Source organism: Arthrobacter sp. 147(2020), from assembly GCF_013116715.1.
Lineage (GTDB): Bacteria > Actinomycetota > Actinomycetes > Actinomycetales > Micrococcaceae > Arthrobacter_D.
The window spans coordinates 21603-40104 of sequence record NZ_JABFOM010000022.1 but is presented as its reverse complement, the minus strand read 5'-3'; the positions used below and the strand labels follow the sequence as shown (position 1 = coordinate 40104).

At 64.8% G+C, this 18502-nt stretch carries 13 protein-coding genes and 1 riboswitch; of the genes, 5 read left to right on the top strand and 8 right to left on the bottom strand.

Annotated elements, in window-relative coordinates:
* The first annotated feature begins 58 nt into the window (after positions 1-58).
* Entirely contained in the window at positions 59-2110 is a 2052-nt protein-coding gene (locus HMI58_RS13415; protein WP_171620442.1) for a S9 family peptidase, read from the top strand.
* A 4-nt stretch (positions 2111-2114) separates the two neighbouring features.
* Here the strand turns inward: HMI58_RS13415 and HMI58_RS13410 are convergent, their stop codons facing one another.
* On the bottom strand, positions 2115-3557 hold the full coding sequence (locus tag HMI58_RS13410; RefSeq protein ID WP_171620440.1) for a HAMP domain-containing sensor histidine kinase: 1443 nt from the start codon (positions 3555-3557) through the stop codon (positions 2115-2117).
* Between the two features lie 121 nt (positions 3558-3678).
* Between HMI58_RS13410 and HMI58_RS13405 the strand changes: the two genes are divergently transcribed.
* Positions 3679-4089, top strand: a complete 411-nt coding sequence (locus HMI58_RS13405) for a VOC family protein (protein ID WP_171620438.1) — start codon at positions 3679-3681, stop codon at positions 4087-4089.
* A 127-nt stretch (positions 4090-4216) separates the two neighbouring features.
* Entirely contained in the window at positions 4217-6604 is a 2388-nt protein-coding gene (locus HMI58_RS13400) for an excinuclease ABC subunit UvrA (RefSeq protein WP_171620436.1), read from the top strand.
* A 28-nt stretch (positions 6605-6632) separates the two neighbouring features.
* On the opposite strand, the gene HMI58_RS13395 is transcribed toward HMI58_RS13400, so the two are convergent.
* The 6 genes from HMI58_RS13395 to HMI58_RS13370 are packed head-to-tail and all read right to left on the bottom strand — an operon-like array spanning position 6633 to position 14590.
* Entirely contained in the window at positions 6633-8033 is a 1401-nt protein-coding gene (locus HMI58_RS13395) for an NtaA/DmoA family FMN-dependent monooxygenase (RefSeq protein ID WP_171620434.1), read from the bottom strand.
* Positions 8030-9313: an acyl-CoA dehydrogenase family protein gene (locus tag HMI58_RS13390; RefSeq protein WP_171620432.1), complete on the bottom strand. Its 1284-nt coding sequence runs from the start codon at positions 9311-9313 to the stop codon at positions 8030-8032. Before HMI58_RS13390 ends, HMI58_RS13395 begins: the two co-directional genes overlap by 4 nt.
* A 9-nt stretch (positions 9314-9322) precedes the next feature.
* Positions 9323-11014: an ABC transporter ATP-binding protein gene (locus HMI58_RS13385; RefSeq protein WP_171620430.1), complete on the bottom strand. Its 1692-nt coding sequence runs from the start codon at positions 11012-11014 to the stop codon at positions 9323-9325.
* Positions 11015-11027: 13 nt separating this feature from the next.
* Entirely contained in the window at positions 11028-11921 is an 894-nt protein-coding gene (locus HMI58_RS13380) for an ABC transporter permease (protein ID WP_318779221.1), read from the bottom strand.
* Between the two features lie 27 nt (positions 11922-11948).
* Positions 11949-12908, bottom strand: coding sequence for an ABC transporter permease (locus HMI58_RS13375; RefSeq protein ID WP_171620428.1), 960 nt, complete (start codon positions 12906-12908; stop codon positions 11949-11951).
* 5 nt (positions 12909-12913) lie between these two features.
* Complete coding sequence (locus HMI58_RS13370) at positions 12914-14590, bottom strand: ABC transporter substrate-binding protein (RefSeq protein WP_225668137.1); 1677 nt, start codon at positions 14588-14590, stop codon at positions 12914-12916.
* Between the two features lie 78 nt (positions 14591-14668).
* Positions 14669-14757, bottom strand: a riboswitch (SAM riboswitch).
* Positions 14758-14904: 147 nt separating this feature from the next.
* On the opposite strand from HMI58_RS13370, the gene HMI58_RS13365 reads away from it, so the two are divergent.
* Positions 14905-16074 carry a VOC family protein gene (locus tag HMI58_RS13365; protein WP_171620426.1) on the top strand — a complete coding sequence of 390 codons (1170 nt, stop codon included), beginning with the start codon at positions 14905-14907 and terminating at the stop codon, positions 16072-16074.
* Between the two features lie 203 nt (positions 16075-16277).
* Here HMI58_RS13365 and HMI58_RS13360 read toward each other — a convergent pair whose 3' ends face one another.
* A complete protein-coding gene (locus HMI58_RS13360; protein WP_171620424.1) occupies positions 16278-17441 on the bottom strand; it encodes a low temperature requirement protein A in 1164 nt (387 codons plus the stop codon).
* Between the two features lie 183 nt (positions 17442-17624).
* On the opposite strand from HMI58_RS13360, the gene HMI58_RS14765 reads away from it, so the two are divergent.
* Positions 17625-18446: a hypothetical protein gene (locus tag HMI58_RS14765; protein ID WP_225668135.1), complete on the top strand. Its 822-nt coding sequence runs from the start codon at positions 17625-17627 to the stop codon at positions 18444-18446.
* The last annotated feature ends 56 nt before the right edge of the window (positions 18447-18502 follow it).

The window sequence follows — 18502 nt, the reverse complement described above, 5'->3', positions numbered from 1 at the left end:
CGACGCTGCCCCCGTGTCCGAATTGGGAAGTCCCGATGACTGATCTAGTCTCGAACCTGTGAAACCACATGAGCTGAACCTCCTCCAGTCCGTAAGTTCACCGTCGCTCTCACCCGACGCGCAGCACTGCGTCGTCTCAGTGACCCGACCCGATTTCCAGGCCGACTCCTATGTCGGACAACTGTGGGACCTTCCGGTCGCCGGTGGCCACGCCCGCCGGCTGACCCGCGGCTTCCGCGACACCGCACCCCAGTATTCGCCTGACGGCAGGCTCCTCGCGTTTCTCCGGTCAGCGCCGGGTGGAAAGCCACAGCTGATGATGGTCGATAGCCGCGGCGGCGAACCGCAGGCACTCACCGACCAGAAAATGGGAGTCGGGGCGTTCAACTTCTCGCCGGATTCGTCGAAGATCGTTTTCACCTCCCGGATGCCCGAGCATGGCCGGTACGGAACCGTCGACGGCGTCGGGCCCGGCCTTGAAGACCCCCGCCGGATCAGCACGTTCAAGTACCGTATGAACGGCCTGGGCTACACGGTGGACAAGCGCAACCACATTTTCGTCCTTGACCTGCCGGACCTGGATGCGGCACCGTTCGTGGAACCGGTAGGCCGTGCCAAGGAAGCGGCGGCAGCCGAGGGTGCGGACACGCCGGAAGGGTCGACGGGGGCTGGCTCCAAGGGTCTCCCCGCCGCGGTCCAGCTGACCACCGCCAACACCGACCACAACGAGCCGGTGTTTTCCCGCGACGGGCAGCGGATCCTGTTCACCGCTGCGCTACACCCGGACGCCGACACCACGCTGTACACCGACATTCACTCGATGGCGGTGGACGGAACTGGCCTGTCGCGGCTGACCAACAACGGGGCGGGCACCCGGCTTGGCTGCAACCGCCCGGTGGAAAGCCTCGACGGCAAATGGCTCTTCTTCCTGGGCAGCGACCTGTCCGAGGACGGACTCGACTTCCTGGCCCGCAACACGGCGCTGTATGTCGCCCCGGTGGACGCACCCGGCGAGACGCGCGCCCTCACCGACGCGGAGACTGTCGACCTCGGGGAGGTCGGTGACATCGTGCCCCGGGGCGACGACTCGGTGCTCGTGTTCAACCGCACCCGGGGGAAGGGAACCCTCCTGGAGGTCTCGGCTGACGGCACGCTGACGGAGCTCCTGGACGGCGAGCTGATCGTCACGGGCGCTGCAGCGGCCGGCGATGTGGTCGTCGCCTCCTACACGGACGCGCACACCATGGGCGACGTGGCGGTGGTGTCAGGGGGAACCCTCTCCCCGATGACCGATTTCTCCAGCGACCTGCGGGAGCAGACCACTGTGGTGACACCGGTGGAGGAGACCTTCACCGCTGGCGATGGTCACCCGGTGCACGGATGGGTCCTCGAACCCGCTGGGGAGGGCCCCCACCCGGTCCTGCTGAACATCCACGGCGGCCCGTTTGCCCAGTACGGCTGGGGCTACTTCGACGAGGCGCAGGTGTACGTCGATGCTGGCTACGCGGTGGTCATGTGCAATCCGCGGGGCGCTGCGGGCTACGGGCAGAAGCACGGACGGGTCATCAAGGGAGCCATGGGCACCGTCGACCTGCAGGACGTGCTGGGCTTCCTGGAGGGCGCGCTGGAGAAGTACCCGGCGATGGACCGGGAACGGCTGGGGGTGATGGGCGGATCCTATGGTGGCTACCTGACCGCGTGGACCATCTCCCAGGACCATCGGTTCACTGCGGCGGTGGTGGAGCGCGGGTACCTCGACCCACCATCCTTCGTCGGGTCGTCGGACATTGGCTGGTTCTTTTCCGACGCCTACACCGGGTCCGATCCGGAACAGATCAAGGCACAGAACCCGTTCGCGCATGTGGATAAGGTGCAGACCCCCACTTTCGTTGTGCATTCGGAGGAGGATCTGCGCTGCCCACTGGAACAGGCACAGCGTTATTACACGGCGTTGAAGCTGCGGGGCGTGCCTACCGAACTGTTGGTCTTCCCGGGGGAGACCCACGAGCTGTCGCGGGCCGGATCGCCGTGGCACCGCCGGCAGCGGTTCGAGCACATCCTGCAGTGGTGGGCGACCTACCTGCCCACGCCGCAGAACCAGCCCGTCTGACGGTTTAGCCGGGGCTTGCCGGCGGCAGCACGGCGTGGCGGGGGAGCAGGATTTCGAAACACGCTCCCCAGCCCGGTCGTGTCACCAGCGACGCGCTGCCGCCGTGCGCCTCGGCGATCGCGGCCACGATGGACAGGCCCAAGCCAGCGCCGCCAGTTTTCGCGGTGTCCCGTCCCGAGCCGCGCTTGAAACGGGTGAAGATCTGGTCCGCGTCCTGCGCGGGGATGCCGGGGCCAGAGTCCAGCACCCACAGACGCACCGCCTCGGGCGAGACATCGGCGCCGAGCCGGATCGTGGCGCCCGCCTCGGTGAACTTGACCGCGTTGTCTGCCAGCTGGAGCAGCGCCTGGGTCACCCGGTGCCGGTCAGCGAGAATGACCGTCGGCTCGGGCGCGTCGACCTGCCAGTCCCGGTCGGCGAGGGCCGTCATCTTCCGGTACACGCTCAGCACCAGTTCCCGCACCTCGACCCGGTCGAGGGCCAGAAAGTCCGGCCGCTCGGCGCGGGCCAGGACGAACAGGTCCGAGACGATCTGGTTCATCCGGTCCACCTCATCGGTGACCAGCGCAACGGTTGCAGCGCGCTCCTCGGGGGTCTCGTCGAGATCGAGCAACTCCATATGTCCGCGGATCACCGTCAGGGGCGTCCTCAGCTCGTGGCTGGTGTCGTCCAGGAACTGCCGCTGGGTAGTGAAGGACTGTTCAAGCCGTGCCAGCATGTCGTTGAAAGCGTCGGCGATCTGGGATGCCTCATCCTTGCCGGTGGTTTCGATCCGCCGGCTGAGGTCGGTGTCCGAAATGATCCGCGCCGTCTCCGCCAGGGACTTCAGGGGGCGAAGCACTCGCCCGGCAAGGGCCAGGCTGAGGAGCGAGGCCAAGATGGTGGTGCCCAGCTGAACCACGAGCTGCGTCTGGACCGCCCGGTCAATCTCGCTCTGTTCATTGGCGGGGAAGTTCGCGACCACGAAAAGTCCGTCGTAAGGATCACCGTCGAAGGGCACCGCCACGTAGCTGGTCTTCCCGGCCGGCGTATCAATGGTCCCCTTCTCCATCTCTTCAAGCCCCAGCCAGTAGTCCACTGTGCTGCGGAACTCTTCGGGATCGGGCACCTGCTGTGCGCGGCGGGATTCGTAAAGTTCACCATCGAGGAAGGCCAGCAGCGTTTCACCCTCGTCGGCGATCTCGCGGGAGAAGTACACGTCGAAGATAGCCGAGAGGTCCTCACCGAACGGTTCACCGGTTCGCGGGTCAACGCCTCCGGCGAGCAGCCTGAACTCCTCCGCCTCACGGTCAAGGCTGATGCTGATCTCTTCGTTGAGCCGTTCAAACAGGACCAGGCGCAGCAACAGGACCGATCCCACCGAGGAAAGGACCAGGAGCACTACGACCACGGCGACGATCCGCACGCGGATGCTCGACGTCCAGCGCCACGGGCTAGTGCTTTTCATACCGCAAGGGTAAGCCCCAGCCATCGGCTGCTGGACAACTTTACGCGGCGGGTGCAGCATTTCACCTGACTGGTCAGGAATCGAGTAGCGCCGTTACTACTGCCGATTTAGGGTGTCTGCCATGAACCTCACCATCCACTGGACCTTCCTCCCGCACACCGACCCGGATGCCAGCGTTGCCTTCTACCGCGACGTGCTGGGCTTCGAGGTCCGCAACGACGTCGGCTACGGCGGCCTGCGGCGGATCACCGTCGGCCCGCCCGAACAGCCGGGGACATCCATCGTGCTGGAACCGCCGTCGGCCGACCCGGGTCTATCCGAGCCGGAGCGGCGCACCATTGCCGAGCTGATGGCGAAGGGCAGCTACGCACGCATCGTCCTGGGTACCACGGACCTGGACGGCACCTTCGAGCGGGTGCTCGCCAGCGGTGCTGAGGTGGTGCAGGAGCCGACCGAGCAGCCGTTCGGGGTGCGCGACTGCGCCTTCCGTGACCCCTCAGGCAACCTCGTCCGGATCAACGAACTCGGCTGACACTGTCGGGGCGTTGCCACCGCACCGGCCGCTGCAGCACAATCAGTCGTAGTCTGAAGGTGGAGAACACCAGGCCAACGACGCCGTCGGTCACCGCCGCGCGGGCAGGACGGCAGGAGGAGACACAATGAGCACGCCGACGAGGACCGAAACTCCTCCATCCGCTTCACACACCGCCGATCAGCACGACCTGATCCGGGTGCAGGGCGCCCGCGAAAACAACCTCAAGGATGTTTTCGTGGAGATCCCGAAGCGCCGGCTGACCGTGTTCACCGGCGTCTCGGGCTCAGGGAAGAGTTCGCTGGTGTTTGCCACCATCGCCGCCGAGTCGCAGCGGATGATCAACGAGACCTACAGCGCGTTCGTGCAGGGTTTCATGCCGAACCTGGCCCGGCCCGACGTCGACCATCTGGAGGGGCTGACCACGGCGATCATCGTCGACCAGGAGCGGATGGGCGCGAATCCCCGGTCGACAGTGGGAACAGCCACCGACGCCAACGCCATGCTCAGGATCCTGTTCAGCCGCCTGGGGTCGCCCTATGTGGGCCCACCGACGGCGTTCTCCTTCAACGTCCCTACCCGGAAGGCGAGCGGGGTGATGAGCACCGACAAGGGTGGCAGGGTCGAGAAGAGTGTCGTCAAGGACGCGGTCTACCTGGGTGGCATGTGCCCTCGCTGCGAGGGCATGGGATCGGTGTCCGACTTCAACCTCAAGGCGCTGTTCGACGAGACCAAGTCGCTGGGGGAGGGGGCGCTGACCATCCCCGGCTACAGCATGGACGGCTGGTACGGCCGCATTTTCGCCGGGGCCGGCTTCGATATCGACAAGCCGCTCGCGAAGTTCACCAAGCGGGAACTCGACAATCTCCTCTACAAGGAACCCACCAAGGTCAAGGTCGAGGGAATCAACCTCACCTTTGAGGGGGTCATCCCGAAGATCCAGAAGTCGATGCTGTCCAAGGACGTCGAGGCCATGCAGCCCCACATCAGGGCGTTCGTGGAACGGGCCATCACCTTCCAGCCATGCCCCGAGTGTGAGGGCACCCGCCTCAGTCCCGAGGCTCGGTCGTCAAAGATCCGGGGAAAAAATATTGCCGACCTGTGCGTCATGCAGATCGATGAGTTGGCCGTCTGGGTGCGGGGCCTCGACGAACCCTCGGTTGCCCCGCTGCTGCGCGGCCTGCAGCACCTCCTCGACTCGTTCGCCGAAATTGGGCTGGGCTATCTGTCCCTCGACCGGCCGGCGGGCACCCTGTCCGGGGGAGAGGCGCAGCGGACCAAGATGATCCGGCACCTGGGCTCCTCGCTGACCGACATCACCTACGTCTTCGACGAACCGACCATCGGCCTGCACCCCCACGACATTGAACGGATGAACGGCCTGTTGCTTCAGCTGCGGGACAAGGGGAACACGGTGCTCGTTGTCGAGCACAAGCCCGAGACCATCGCCATCGCCGACCATGTGATTGATCTGGGTCCCGGCGCCGGGTCCCAGGGCGGCAGCGTGTGTTTCGAAGGCAGCGTCGACGGGCTGCGGACCAGTGACACCATCACCGGGCGCCACCTCGATGACCGGGCTGCCGTTAAGGAGACGGTGCGTGCCCCGTCGGGAACGCTTGCAGTACGGGGTGCCACGATGCACAACCTGCGGGACGTGGACGTTGACGTGCCGCTCGGCGTGCTGTGTGTGGTCACCGGGGTGGCCGGGTCGGGCAAGAGCTCGCTGATCCACGGATCGGTGGCGGGCCGCGACGGCGTCGTCGTGATCGACCAGGGTGCGATCAAGGGGTCCCGGCGCAGCAACCCCGCCACGTACACGGGGTTGCTGGAACCGATCCGCAAGGCGTTCGCGAAAGCCAACGGGGTGAAGCCGGCACTGTTCAGCTCCAACTCGGAGGGTGCGTGCCCCACCTGCAATGGTGCCGGGATAATCTTTACCGAGCTGGGTGTGATGGCCACTGTCGAATCCACCTGCGAGGACTGTGAGGGCAGGAGATTCCAGGCGTCGGTGCTCGAGTACACCCTCGGTGGCCGCAATATCTCCGAGGTACTGTCGATGTCGATGACCGAGGCTGAAGCATTTTTCAGCGACGGGGACGCCAAGACGCCCGCAGCACACAAGATCCTCGCCCGGCTCGTCGATGTGGGGCTGGGCTATTTAACCCTCGGGCAGCCGCTCACCACCCTGTCCGGCGGTGAGCGGCAGCGCGTCAAACTGGCCACCCAGATGGCCGACAAGGGTGACGTTTATGTGCTGGACGAGCCGACGACCGGCCTGCACCTGGCCGATGTCCAGAACCTGCTCGGACTGCTGGACCGGCTCGTCGACTCCGGTAAGTCGGTCATCGTGATTGAACACCACCAGGCGGTGATGGCCCACGCCGACTGGATCATCGACCTGGGTCCGGGTGCCGGGAACGACGGCGGCCTGGTGGTCTTTGAGGGAACGCCGGCTGATCTGGTCGCGGCCAGGTCGACACTTACCGGGGAGCATCTGGCGACCTACGTCGCCTGATGCTCCCGGCGGTGTGGCCCGGGCCAGGTCACCCGGCGGTCACCGGGTCCAGTGCCTCGGCGAATGCGCCGCGGTGGGCGGCCGCCCGGTGGCGGCGGGGGAGCAGAGGCCCCTCGCCAAAGAGCTTGTCCCGCAGGGTGCCTGGCCGGTACTCGGTCTGGGCCAGGCCCCGCCTCCGCAGTTCGGGAAGGACTCCGTCGATGAAGTCCTGGTAGGAGCCCGGAATGGTCTGGTTGATGATGTTGATACCGTCCACTCCGGCTTCCTGCCAGGATTCCAGCTGGTCAACGATTTGTTCAGGCGTACCAGCGATCTGTTGGTTGTAGGCGCGGTAGCGGGCCACATCGGCGATGGTGGGGTTGCCTCCAGGCACCGACGCGAACAGTGCCTCCAGGACGCCGCGGGCGCCGTCGGTGCGGACATCGCCAAGCGTGGTGTCGAGGGGCAGGCCGCCCAGGTCAACCCCGATGCCTCCGCCGATGTGCGCCACGATCATGTCAAGATCAAGGTACTCGTCGAGTTCGGCCTGCTTGGACCTGACCTCCGCTTCGGTGGACCCGACGACGAAGGACAACCCGGCGAAGAACTTGATGTCCTCGTCGCGCCGGCCCAGTGTCCTGGCAAGGGCACGTACTGACGCAGTCGTTTTCCGTGCATACTCGACGTTCGGCGCGAAGAGGAAGGCGGCTTCGGCGTTGGCGGCGGCGAAGTGCTGGCCCCGTCCCGAGGATCCGGCCTGGAAGAGGAGCGGGGTGCGCTGGGGCGAGGGAGCCACCAGATGCGGGCCCTCCACCGAGTAACGCGGCCCCTGATGATTGATTTTGTGCACCTTTGAGGGGTCAGCATGGCGTCCGGTGGCCTTGTCCTGGACCAAAGCGCCGTCGTCCCAGGACCCTTCCCAGAGCTTGTAGCAGACCTCCAGATACTCGTCGGCCCAGTCGTAGCGGCTGTCGTGTTCCACCAGTCCATCGTTGCCGAAGTTCCTGAACGAGTTTTCCAGCACGCTGGTGACGATGTTCCAGGCGACCCGCCCGCCACTGAGGTGATCCAGGGTAGACAGTTGCCGGGCGAACTGGAATGGGTGGGCCTGGACGACTGAGCTGGTCAGAGCGAGACCCAGGTGCTCGGTCGATGCCGCCAGTGCCGACTGCAGGACCAGCGGGTCGTTCGCCGGTACCTGGAGCCCCCGTTCCACGTGCGAGCTCCAGCCGCCACCATGGTTGCCGTAGAGTCCGACGACGTCGGCAAGGAAGAGCGCATCGAACTTGGCCTCTTCGAGAGTCCGTGCGAGGTCGGTCCAAAGCCGCAGGTCGTTGAAGCGGTGCTGCTCGGCGGCCGGATGGCGCCATTGTCCGCCGAGGATGTGGCTGGTGGTGTTCATGGCGAACGCGCTGAGGAGCAGACGGGGTCGTTCGGTGAAAACGCTCATGACGGGGTACCTCCGGTTGTTGACGATGGTGTGGTTGCGGCGTCGCCGATGCTGTTCAGGCCCACGGGGATGGTGCCATTGATGAGGTAGTCACCAACGGAGCGTGCTTTGAAGAGGGCCGGGTTGTGGGTGGCAACTGTTCTCGCGTTGCGCCAGTGGCGGTCCAGCGCCTTGTCCCTGCCGACGGCTGAAGCGCCAGCAACGTCGAACAGTTCGCTGGTGATGGCGAGGACCAGCGGTGGAACTGCCACATGGGCTTGTTCGACGGCGAGTTCAGCGCGGAGGAAGGCAGACTCGGGGGGCAGTTGCAGGGCGGGATCGACGGCTGCGTCGAGGTCGCGGGCCGCGATGGTTACTATCGCGTCGGCTGCGTAGGCTTTCGACGCGATCAGGCCGACGTGTTCCTGGATCTGTGACTCGTCACGGAACAAGCCTCCCGATCCTGTGTTGAAGGTCCGGGTCCGGGCGCGCACCAGTCCGACGGCGTCGCGCAGGGCGGCACGTCCAATGCCGGCCAGCACAGCCAGGAGGAAAAGCTGGAAGAACGCGGGTTCCAGCGTACTGGTCACCTGTCGTTGCAAGATGTCCTCCGCCACCACGGGCACCCGGTTGAAGCGCGCAGTTCCGGTCCCGGTCAGGGGCTGGCCGAACCCATCCCAGTCGTCGATGATGGTGACGCCCGGGTCCCCAGCGGGCACCAGCGCGTACTGGCGCCCCTCAACACCCTCGGTGCTGGCCATGACCACCACCCAGTCAGCGAAGATGCTGCCGGTGGTGTAGAACTTCTCACCGGTCAGGTACCACTGGCCCTGCTCGTTGTGCAGCCTGGTCCGGGTGGTCCCCAGCGCGTTTCCCCCACGTTCTGTGGCCGCGTTGCCGAAGATCTGGCCGGCCGCAATGCGCGGGAACCAACGGTCCTTGAAGGCTGGGGACTGCAGGCATGCCGTCTCGACAAAAGAGAAGTGGGAGCGCAACAAGTGTGCGACATTCGAGTCGGCGGCAGCCAGTTCGATCAGGAGGCGAAACAAGTGTTCATGACTTACCGGGTCTCCGCCGAAGGCCGCTGGTACCCGTAGGGTGGTGAACCCTGCTTCCCTGAGCCACCCCACCTGTTCATAGGGCAGGATCCGGTTCTTTTCGCGGTGCAGCTCCCCCTCGGCAATCCGGTCGAAGACCGGCCGGAACCTGGCGGCAAGCTTTGCGTACCGCGCTTCACCCGAGCCGGAGTGGGCCCTGGGGGATTCGATCCTGGGGCTCTGGTTACTGGTGGTCGTGGTCATCGATTGTCCTTACGTGGCTGAGAGGGCGTGGGGCCGGCTGGAGAGTGGGGTCTGTTGCCGAAGGCGGTGGCCGGGGTTGGCGGCGAGCAGCAACTGGGTATATTCGGTCGCCGGACTGCCGAAGACCTGCGCGGTGGCCCCCGTTTCGAGGAGTTTCCCCTGCCGCATGACGCCAACGGTGGTGGAGATCCGTTCGACGACGTGAAGGTCGTGGGAAATGAACAGGTAGGTCAGTCCGAGACTGTCCTGCAGGCTCCGCAACAGGTCGAGTATCTGCGCCTGGGTGAGGACATCCAGGGCCGAGAGCGCCTCATCCAGAACCAGGGTCCGCGCACCCAACGCGAGGGCCCGTGCGATCGCGACGCGCTGGCGCTGCCCTCCCGATAATTCGTGGGGGCGCTTGCTGGCGAAACCGGGCGCAAGGTCGACCTGCTCAAGGAGTTCGCCGACGCGTCTGGCCCGCTCGGCCCGGCTACCGATGCGGTAGTTCAGGAGCGGCTCGCCAACGATGTCCCGGATGGGCAGACGGGGGTCGAGGGCCGAGTCGGGGTTCTGGTAGACCAGCTGCAGGTTCCGCCAGAGTTCGCGTTTCTGGCGGCGGGTGGCGGTTGTGACGTCGTCGCCGTGGACGCGAATCTGTCCTGCCCCCGGATCGAGCAGCCGGAGGATCAGGCGTGCGGTGGTCGATTTGCCGGACCCGGACTCACCGACTAGAGCAAAGGTGGTTCCCGCAGCGATGCTGAACGACACGTCGTCGACCGCCCGATGCACTTCGCCCGCCCTGCTGAAGTCACGGGTGAGGCCGGTGACCTCAATCGCCGGGGTGGCTGACGTGCGATCCAGTTCCAGTCCGGGCCGGGGCTCGGCCGGGAGGCGGTGCGGTGAGGCCTCGCGGAGCAGCCGCACCGTATAGTCCTGCTCGGGGGCGGCGAGGATGTCGCCGACAGGACGGTCCTCGACGATGCGGCCACGGTGCATCACCACGATGCGTACGGCGTGATCAGTGGCGACCGCGAGGTCATGGGTGACAAAGATCACCGCGGTGCCGAATTCCCGCGCCAGGCGTTCGAAGATGTCGAGGATCCTCGCCTGCACTGTGACGTCGAGCGCCGACGTCGGCTCGTCAGCGATCAACAGATCAGGTTGCAGGCTGAACGCGATCGCGATGAGCACACGCTGCTTCAGGCCGCCAGACAGCTCGTGGGGGTATTGCTTCAATCGTTCCTCCGGGCGGTCAATTCCCACCAGAGTGAGCAACCGGACGACGTCCGCCCTGACCTCCGCGCGTGATCGTCGCGGACCGTCTGGGTGTAGCCGGAAGACTTCGGCCACCTGGGACCCGATGGTCTTCACCGGGTCGAGCGATGCACCGGGGTCTTGCGGCACCAGCGAGATCCGAACCCCCCGGAGTCTTTCCAGGTCCCTTTCACTCGCGTCGGTGAGGTTCGTGTCCCCGAGCATGACGGATCCGGCTGTGCGCCGTGCAGCCGCTGGGAGCAACCCGATGATGGACTTCACCAGGGTCGATTTCCCGGATCCTGACTCACCGACCACTGCCACAATCTCACCACGCCGGATGGTGAGATCAGCGTCGTTGACGGCGGTCGTAGCGGTGGGGCCGTGCCCGTAGACGATCTCCAAGCCCTCGATAACGAGCAACGGATCACGCTCCGGGTAGGTAGCTGGTTCGCTGGTGTTCACAGTGTGCTCCTGGCTAGATACGGAAGGTTTTCAGAAGTTGGCGTCCCAGGGCGGCGAGCAGGACGACCGTCAGCACAATCACGACACCCGGCAGGGTGGTAAGCCACCACGCAGTGCCAAGGTACTGCCGCCCTTCGGCGATCAGCAGGCCCCATTCAGGGGTCGGTGGGGGAGCGCCGAAGCCCAGGAAGCCAAGCCCGGAGATGGCGAGGATGGCGGCACCGAGGTCTACCGCCAGCAGCGCGAGGACGGGCCCGCTTGCGTTTGGCAGAATATGGCGGACGACGACGGACCGGTAGGTGCCACCGTTAAGGAAGGACGCCTCAACGAAGTCGAGGTTACGCACCCGCAGCACCTCCGACCTGACCACACGGGCGAAGGACGCAACCGACGCGATGCCGATCCCGATCCCGAGCGAGATGGGGCCGGGGGAGAACGCGGTGACGATGACCAGCGATATCAGGAACCCCGGGACGGCGAGCAGCACGTCAACGAGCCGCATGGCCGCGGAGTCGGCCACCCGTCCTGCGGTGGCGGCGATCAGTCCGATGATCGTTCCCGCGACCAGCCCGATCACGACGGCCAGACCCGCGGTGAGAAGAGTCTGCCGGGTCCCGAATACCACCCGGGTGAAAACGTCACGACCCAAATGGTCAGTTCCAAACAGGTGGTGTGCGTCCGGAGCCCGGAAATTTTCGCTGGGCACCCCGTCGAACGGCGAATAGGCGGTGAACCATTCGGGGACTATGGCCCAGGCAGCGATCACGGCCAGGGGAAGCGCCGTCAGCCACAGGGACGGATTCCTCAGTCGCCGTCGACCGGAAGGGGAAGCTGGCGCGACAGCGGCAGGCTGCCCGGCACCGTCACGCACGGGTGCCCCGGCGGGGAAATCATGAGTAGTGGACACGGTGAAACCTCAATCGAAGGTAGATCATCAGGCGGTCAGGGCCCGTGGGGCGCCCTGCCCATTGCTTTTGAGGATGCGGGGATCGAGCAGCGGATACAGCAGGTCGACTACCAGGTTGACGACAACGAAAACCGAAGCCGTCAGGAGGACCAGCCCCTGCACCAGTGGCACGTCCTGGGTAGTGACAGCCGTCAGGACCACCGAGCCCAGACCGGATCGCGCAAAGACAGTCTCAGTGATCACGGATCCGGCGAAGAGCGTTCCGACGGTGATGCCCATGACCGTCAGTGCGGGGCCGGCCGCGTTCTTCAGGGCATGGCGGAAAAATATCCAGGACCGTGACGCACCCTTTGCGCGCAGGACATCGATAAACGGCTGGTCGTAGACCTGGTTCATGCTCTTGAGCAGCACCTGGGCCAGGGGCGCCGAGACAACCGCCGCAAGGACCAATACCGGTATGGCCAGGGACAGCACGGATCCATCGGGGAACAGCGACATCACTCCCCAGCGGATCGAGAGCAGATCCAGCAGCACCAGGCCGAGCCAGAACACCGGTACGGCAGCGAGCAGGGGCGGCAGGTTCACCAGGACCCGGCGGAGAATCGCCGACCGGGTCAGGGTGGCGGCGGCAACGACGATGACGGCCATCAGGCCGGCGACGATGAAGGCCGAGCCAGCCAAGGCAACCGTCGACCCGGCCACACCGCTGATCCGGTCCAGCACCGATTGTCCCGATGCCAGGGAGTAGCCGAAATTGCCCGACAGCACACCCACGAGTTGGTTCAGGTACTGCACCAACAGCGGCTGGTCATAGCCGTATTGGCTCTTCATCGTGTCGATTGCTGCCTGGTCCACCGCAGAATCTGCAGTCAGGAAGATGGTCACTGGATCGCTGGGCAGCAGTTGAACCGCGAGGAAAACCAGGGTGTAGGCGAGCCACACCACCAGGATCGCCTGGCCCACCCGTTGCGCGAGATAGCGGGCCACCGGTGCTACCCACCTGTCTTCCAGGCGCCCTGGAAGACAGGTGCCGTCCCCGAGGTGAACTCCACCCGGGTATCCCGGTGCGCGCCGTAGACTTGGACCTCGTCCCACAACACCAGGGAGTAGGCCTTATCCACGACCAGTGCGTGTTGCTCCGCGGCTAATAGTTCATCACGCTCCGGACCGGGCGTGGCGGCGCGTTCGGCGGCGAAAATCTCATTGAGTTCGTCGTCGCTGGTATGGGTCATGGTGTTATTGGCTGGCTCGAAGATGGGGCCGAGGCCTCCGTAGATGAACTGGCGGGTGCCGAAAAACTCGACCGAGGGGTCCGGCATCGCTGTCGCCAGGAAGGTGTTGTCGCCGGCCCGGTTGATCAGCTTCACACCGATCTCCCGCCACTGCTGCTCGATCAGCTCGAACGCGGGTTTGATGACCACCGAATTGTTGGAGCTGGTGACGGTGACTTCCAGCGCCACGCCGTCCTTCTCCCGAATGCCGTCCGCCCCGACTGTCCATCCGGCGTCGTCGAGCAGTTGCCTGGCCTTGTCAGGCTGGTATTCAAGTTCAGCGGACAGGTCAGTGAAGCCTGGTGCCTGACGGTTCAGCACCGACGCAGCGAGATCATAGCTGTCGGACAGGACTGTCTCCTTGAGGGACTGCCGGTCGATGCCGATCTGCAGGGCGCGGCGGACGTTCACGTCGTCGAGCTTCCCGCTCCCGATCCGGACCGCCGCCATATTCACGGTCAGGTCCACCCCCTGCGCGGGGAGGACCTGGTTCCCTGATGCCGCGAGGGTCCCCTCGTCCAGGGGCTGGAGGCCACGTGCCAGATCCACTTGCCCCGATTGGATCGCGCCCGCCCGGTGGGCGACCTCCGGCAGATACTTGATGACCACCTTGTCCAGGTAGGGGTCCCCCTGGTTCTCAGCCGATTCCGGAGCCCAGGCGTAGTCGGGACGCTTCGCCAGGACCACTTCCTCATCGGGCTGCTCCGATTCGAAGGTGAATGGTCCCGATCCGGAGATCTCGGCGATGGCTGATTGCCCGGCGGCGTCCAACTTCAGTGTTGCGGGGGAGACCAGCCCGGCAGTGACCGATGAGGTGGCGCGCAGGAAGTTGGCGTTGGGAGAGGTCAGGGTCACCCGGACCTGGTCTTCGCCGATCACCTCGGCCTTCTCGTAACCCGCGAAGTCCACGTTTGGCTGGATTTGGGCTGCTTCGATGCCCAGACCGAGGGCATCGAAGTTCAGCTTGACGGCTTCGGCGTCGAGCGGGCTGCCGTCGCTGAACGTGACACCGGGTCGAATGGTGAAGGTGAACTCGGTGGCGTCGTCGCTGCTGGAGAATTCGGACGCGATCCAGGGGACCAGTTCGGATGTACCTGCATCGAAATAGGTCAGGCGGTCCAGCACGCTGTTGAGCACATTTGATTTCTCATAGAACCGGGCGGACTGGGTCTGCCAGTTGTTGATCGGCGTCACCTCGGCGTAGACCAGGGTTCCTCCCTCAACGGGTTCGCCGGACACAGGGTTCTGCCCGGTAGCTGGGCCAGCGGCTGAACCGCAGCCAGCCAGGGCCAGCGCTGCGATCCCCAGCAGTGCTGTCAGACGGAGCGAGTGACGCGCTGGGACACGTCGTGGTGGGGTTCTGTTGGGGCGGGAAGTCATGCCGATCCTCTCAGTCATGATCGAGCTTCCCTATCCGCGCACGCTGAAGGATCGGACCCCAAAACGAGGGGGCGGAACCAACGGGGGATAAGGCTATCTCCATCGGTCCTGGCAGTAGCACCGGCCCCAAAGGGTGGTTGCTGCGGCTTCAACGAGCCAGGTCTCTCAGCCGCTCTGGATGGTTGTTCAGTCCCGGGGAGCGATACCCGAAAAGGACTATGGTGATCTAATCGCACAATGATTGGCCGATCAAGAACACCCTCGATCCGGACGACTTCCAACGAAACATTCGTCTCTGGAGATTGCAGGGAATGGGTTGTACAGTGCCGGGTATGACTGGGATCGGGACGGATTGGCGTGCGGTCGACGGCGCCTTCACGGCATGGTTCGACGCGCCATCGCTGAGCGAGGGTGCAGCGCTGGCGGGGCGCATCATGGAGCTCTCACCCGGTCAGGTGGTGGACGTCCGCGCGACAGGCGTGCGGGTCCGCGCCGATTCGGCAGACCACACCGGGGCGGTGTCCGCCGCGGCGCGTGACCTCGGGTTGGCCGCGAACACTGCAGGGCTGCAGCACGTGAATGTCGTGTTTGAATCAACGAACCCGTCGGCGCTCCGGACCTTCTGGCAGCGTGCGTTCGCCTACGTGCCCGCAGCGGACGGCGGTCTGGCTGATCCGCTAAAGCGCGATCCGGCACTGCGGATCCAGTCCACGGCCGAGGTCCGGCCCCTGAGAAACCGCATCCACCTCGACGTCGTACGGCCTGCCGAAGCGGTCGGACAGGCCGGTCTCGGCGAAGCCTCAGGGCCGTACGGGGTCTGTTACGCCGATCCCGACGGCAACGAGGTTGACCTGGTACCCGGCGGAGCGCTGGGTGAGGGGAGTGGGACCGCCGATTGGCTAGCGGTGTTCAGCGCTATGGCGTGCTACCGGACCACCTCACCACCACAGCAGCGCGACCTGGCCGCTGCAGCAGCGTCGCTGGCCGACGCCGCAGGCCTTCCCCTGGTGATCGACCTGAGACCCGGGCTGGTGATCCTGGACAGCGGCAAGGACCAGTGGGAAGACAACCCCGACGGCGTGGACTTCACTGACCTCGCCGTGAAACTCCAGGGCGCTGCACGCCGGCTCGGGGCAACTGCTGATCCGGCGCTGCCACGCTTTGCCCAACTGTTCCTCGACGCCGCCGATCTACCTCTGGTGCGGGCATTCTGGATCGCCGCGCTCGGATACGTCGCGGACCCGCGGGACGGGGTCAGCGATATTGTCGATCCTTTGCGTCTGAATCCGGTTCTGGTGTTTCAGGAACTTGACGCGACAGACGCTGATCGACGCCGCCAGCGGAACCGAATCCATGTTGAGCTTGCCGTGCCGTCGGATGCCGTTCACCCGCGACTCGCTGCGTGCCTCGCCGCCGGTGGCACGCTCCTTGAGGAGTCTGCTGGGCGCTGGCGTGTGGCCGATCCCGAGGGTAACGAACTGGTTATCGTCAGCGGATCCTAACAAGCCCGTTCTGCCCCTTCCGCCGCGTTTGATAAAGCGCCGATAATCTACATTATGTCAACTAATGAATGGATTCCCTACTCCGCTGCCCAGCGACTCGACTGTCGCCCTCGAATTTCAGGAGCCGGTTTTCGTTGTTTGGCAGACCACTTCGCAACTGGCAAAGCTGGATTCGGGTCCGCGCCTGGGCGTCGAGCAGGTGATCAGCGGACTGCCTGGTGCGTTCGGCGTCGGCGGTCCACGGCGTCGAAAACTGCTACGCCGATGAGAGGAAGAACCGCCCCCATCGCGGCGATGAAGGCGGGAAGGAGGAAGCTCACCGTTGCCAGCACCACCAGGGCTCCGATTCCTGCGAGATCAGATGGGGTGCGTCGGTCCAGTACCTGTCGGATGAGAAAGCCCCGTGCGGCAAGGAAGAGAGCCGGCCCACTATAGAGAAGAAGAACAGTTGATAGATCGGGGCGGATGGCCGGATCGTTGATCACAAGCTGATCACCCACCGCCACCAGGATCAAGCCTGCCAATAACAGGACCAAGGTGTTACCAGCCAAAATACCGGGCCGGAATTGATCATCGACGGACTTGAGCCTGTCCAGAATGTCCTGTTCGAGGCCATGAAAATAGCACCACCAAATAGCGACGCTTCCGGCCAAACTTATGGTCCCCGTCAGAAATATGAAGGGATCCTGCAGGTTGCCTGCAATTGCCAGGCCGGTTGAAAGGATCGTCTCGCCGAGCGCGATCAGGTAGAACAACCCGAACCGCTCGAAGATCCTCTCCCCCGGCAGCGGAACACTGCCTCCTTCGGTCTTTCGCCCAGGCAACCGGTGCGCAAGCATATGGCCGCCAAGATCGATTGCGGCAGCGAAACCCCAGAACATCAAACGCAGCTCCGGACCGAAGAAGACGCCGGCAATCCAAAACGGCGCGCTCATCCACCCCCAGATCAGAGTGCGCACGAAATGGCTGTGAGTGGTGCGGTCAAGTCCGGCAGTGAGCATCCAGACACCCCGGCCCAGCTGGACCAGGAGATAGCTTCCAGCAAAGAGCCAGCCGAACGCGCCAAACGCTGATCCGATTGAGGCGTTCATAAACAGCGTGACAAGCATGACGACCAGGAGCATCCATTGCACCTCAAGCCGCGAAGTGTCCAGTAACGTCGCGGACCAGGTCGTGTACACCCACACCTTGTAGACCGCAAGCAGAAGCACAAATGTCTCGCCGGCCCCCACCCAGGAAGGATGCTCCAGCAAATGATGCGATAGCTGCCACAACGCGAGGACAAACACCAGATCGAAGAATAGCTCAAGGCGGGTGACCCCGTCTCCGGAGGTCGTGGAGCGCATCAGCGACCTGGCACGGATCATCGGTATCCTCCATTGGCCAGGAGCTGACAGATGCCCCTCCTGTTGTCGACAAGCCTGACGACGGTCAGCAGAGAAGTCAAGGGAGCACTCGCCAGCGTGACGTCGGCGATACTCCAGCAGTTCGCTAGCCCTGGCCCTATGAGCCCGAACCGCCGGATCCAGCCGGTGTGAAGAGATTTCGGTATGTGGTTTGAATCGTGGGAACAGGTTGTCCGTGTGCTGATCATCGGATCGGTGTCCTACGCCGCACTGGTCCTGGTGTTGCGGGCCTCGGGCAAACGCACGCTCGGCCAGCTCAACGCCTTCGATTTCATCGTCACGGTGGCCCTCGGATCCACCCTGGCGACAATCCTGCTCAGCGCCGATGTCACCTTTGCCCAGGGAATCACCGCCCTGGTGTTGCTCGCAACCCTCCAGTTCATTGTCGCCTGGCTTTCGGCACGGTGGCCGTGGGTCCGCTCACTCGTTACTGCGAAGCCGGTTGCCCTGGTCATTGACGGGGAGCTCAGCGGCGCGTTCTGGCGAAAGAACTGGTGGCAGCTGATCTTCCTGCTGGTTCCTTTCCTGCGATTCTTTCGGGCCCTGCAGGCGTTCCGGTTGATCAGGGTCGCCCGGTTTGCCCGGTTCGGCGGCATCCTTTCAGCCGGCATCAGGGGGTCGCGCTCGGCTGGCAGGCTGCTTTCCAGCAGGATTGGGTGGCTCGCGGCTGTGACCGCCGTCGTCATCCTCGCTGCCAGCCAACTGCTCTACGCCACGGGGTCCCACGAGTCCTACACCGAGGCCCTCTTCGAGGCCTCGATGGCCACCATCACCGGAACCGGAATCACCCCCACCGACCACTTTGCCCGGATCCTCCAGGTGCTGCTCGCCATCTACTCGGTAGCAGTGTTCGCCACCCTGGCTGGCTCCCTGGGCGCCTTCTTCCTGAGGGACCAGTCGCCAGTAGTCGACGGTACCGGCGCCACTCCCCCGGCCGACCAGCCTGGGATCGCTGTGGACCGCTAACACCCACCCTTCGCTGCCTCGCCCAAGGTCCTTCCCGGGCAGGCCTCCCGCCGACA

Bases quoted from the DNA above. Each gene is read 5' to 3' on its own strand.
- HMI58_RS13410 (WP_171620440.1), bottom strand. From the start codon at position 3,557: ATGAAAAGCACTAGCCCGTGGCGCTGGACGTCGAGCATCCGCGTGCGG.
- HMI58_RS13405 (WP_171620438.1), top strand. From the start codon at position 3,679: ATGAACCTCACCATCCACTGGACCTTCCTCCCGCACACCGACCCGGAT.
- HMI58_RS13400 (WP_171620436.1), top strand. From the start codon at position 4,217: ATGAGCACGCCGACGAGGACCGAAACTCCTCCATCCGCTTCACACACC.
- HMI58_RS13395 (WP_171620434.1), bottom strand. From the start codon at position 8,033: ATGAGCGTTTTCACCGAACGACCCCGTCTGCTCCTCAGCGCGTTCGCC.
- HMI58_RS13390 (WP_171620432.1), bottom strand. From the start codon at position 9,313: ATGACCACGACCACCAGTAACCAGAGCCCCAGGATCGAATCCCCCAGG.
- HMI58_RS13370 (WP_225668137.1), bottom strand. From the start codon at position 14,590: ATGACTGAGAGGATCGGCATGACTTCCCGCCCCAACAGAACCCCACCA.
- HMI58_RS13365 (WP_171620426.1), top strand. From the start codon at position 14,905: ATGACTGGGATCGGGACGGATTGGCGTGCGGTCGACGGCGCCTTCACG.
- HMI58_RS13360 (WP_171620424.1), bottom strand. From the start codon at position 17,441: ATGATCCGTGCCAGGTCGCTGATGCGCTCCACGACCTCCGGAGACGGG.
- HMI58_RS14765 (WP_225668135.1), top strand. From the start codon at position 17,625: ATGTGGTTTGAATCGTGGGAACAGGTTGTCCGTGTGCTGATCATCGGA.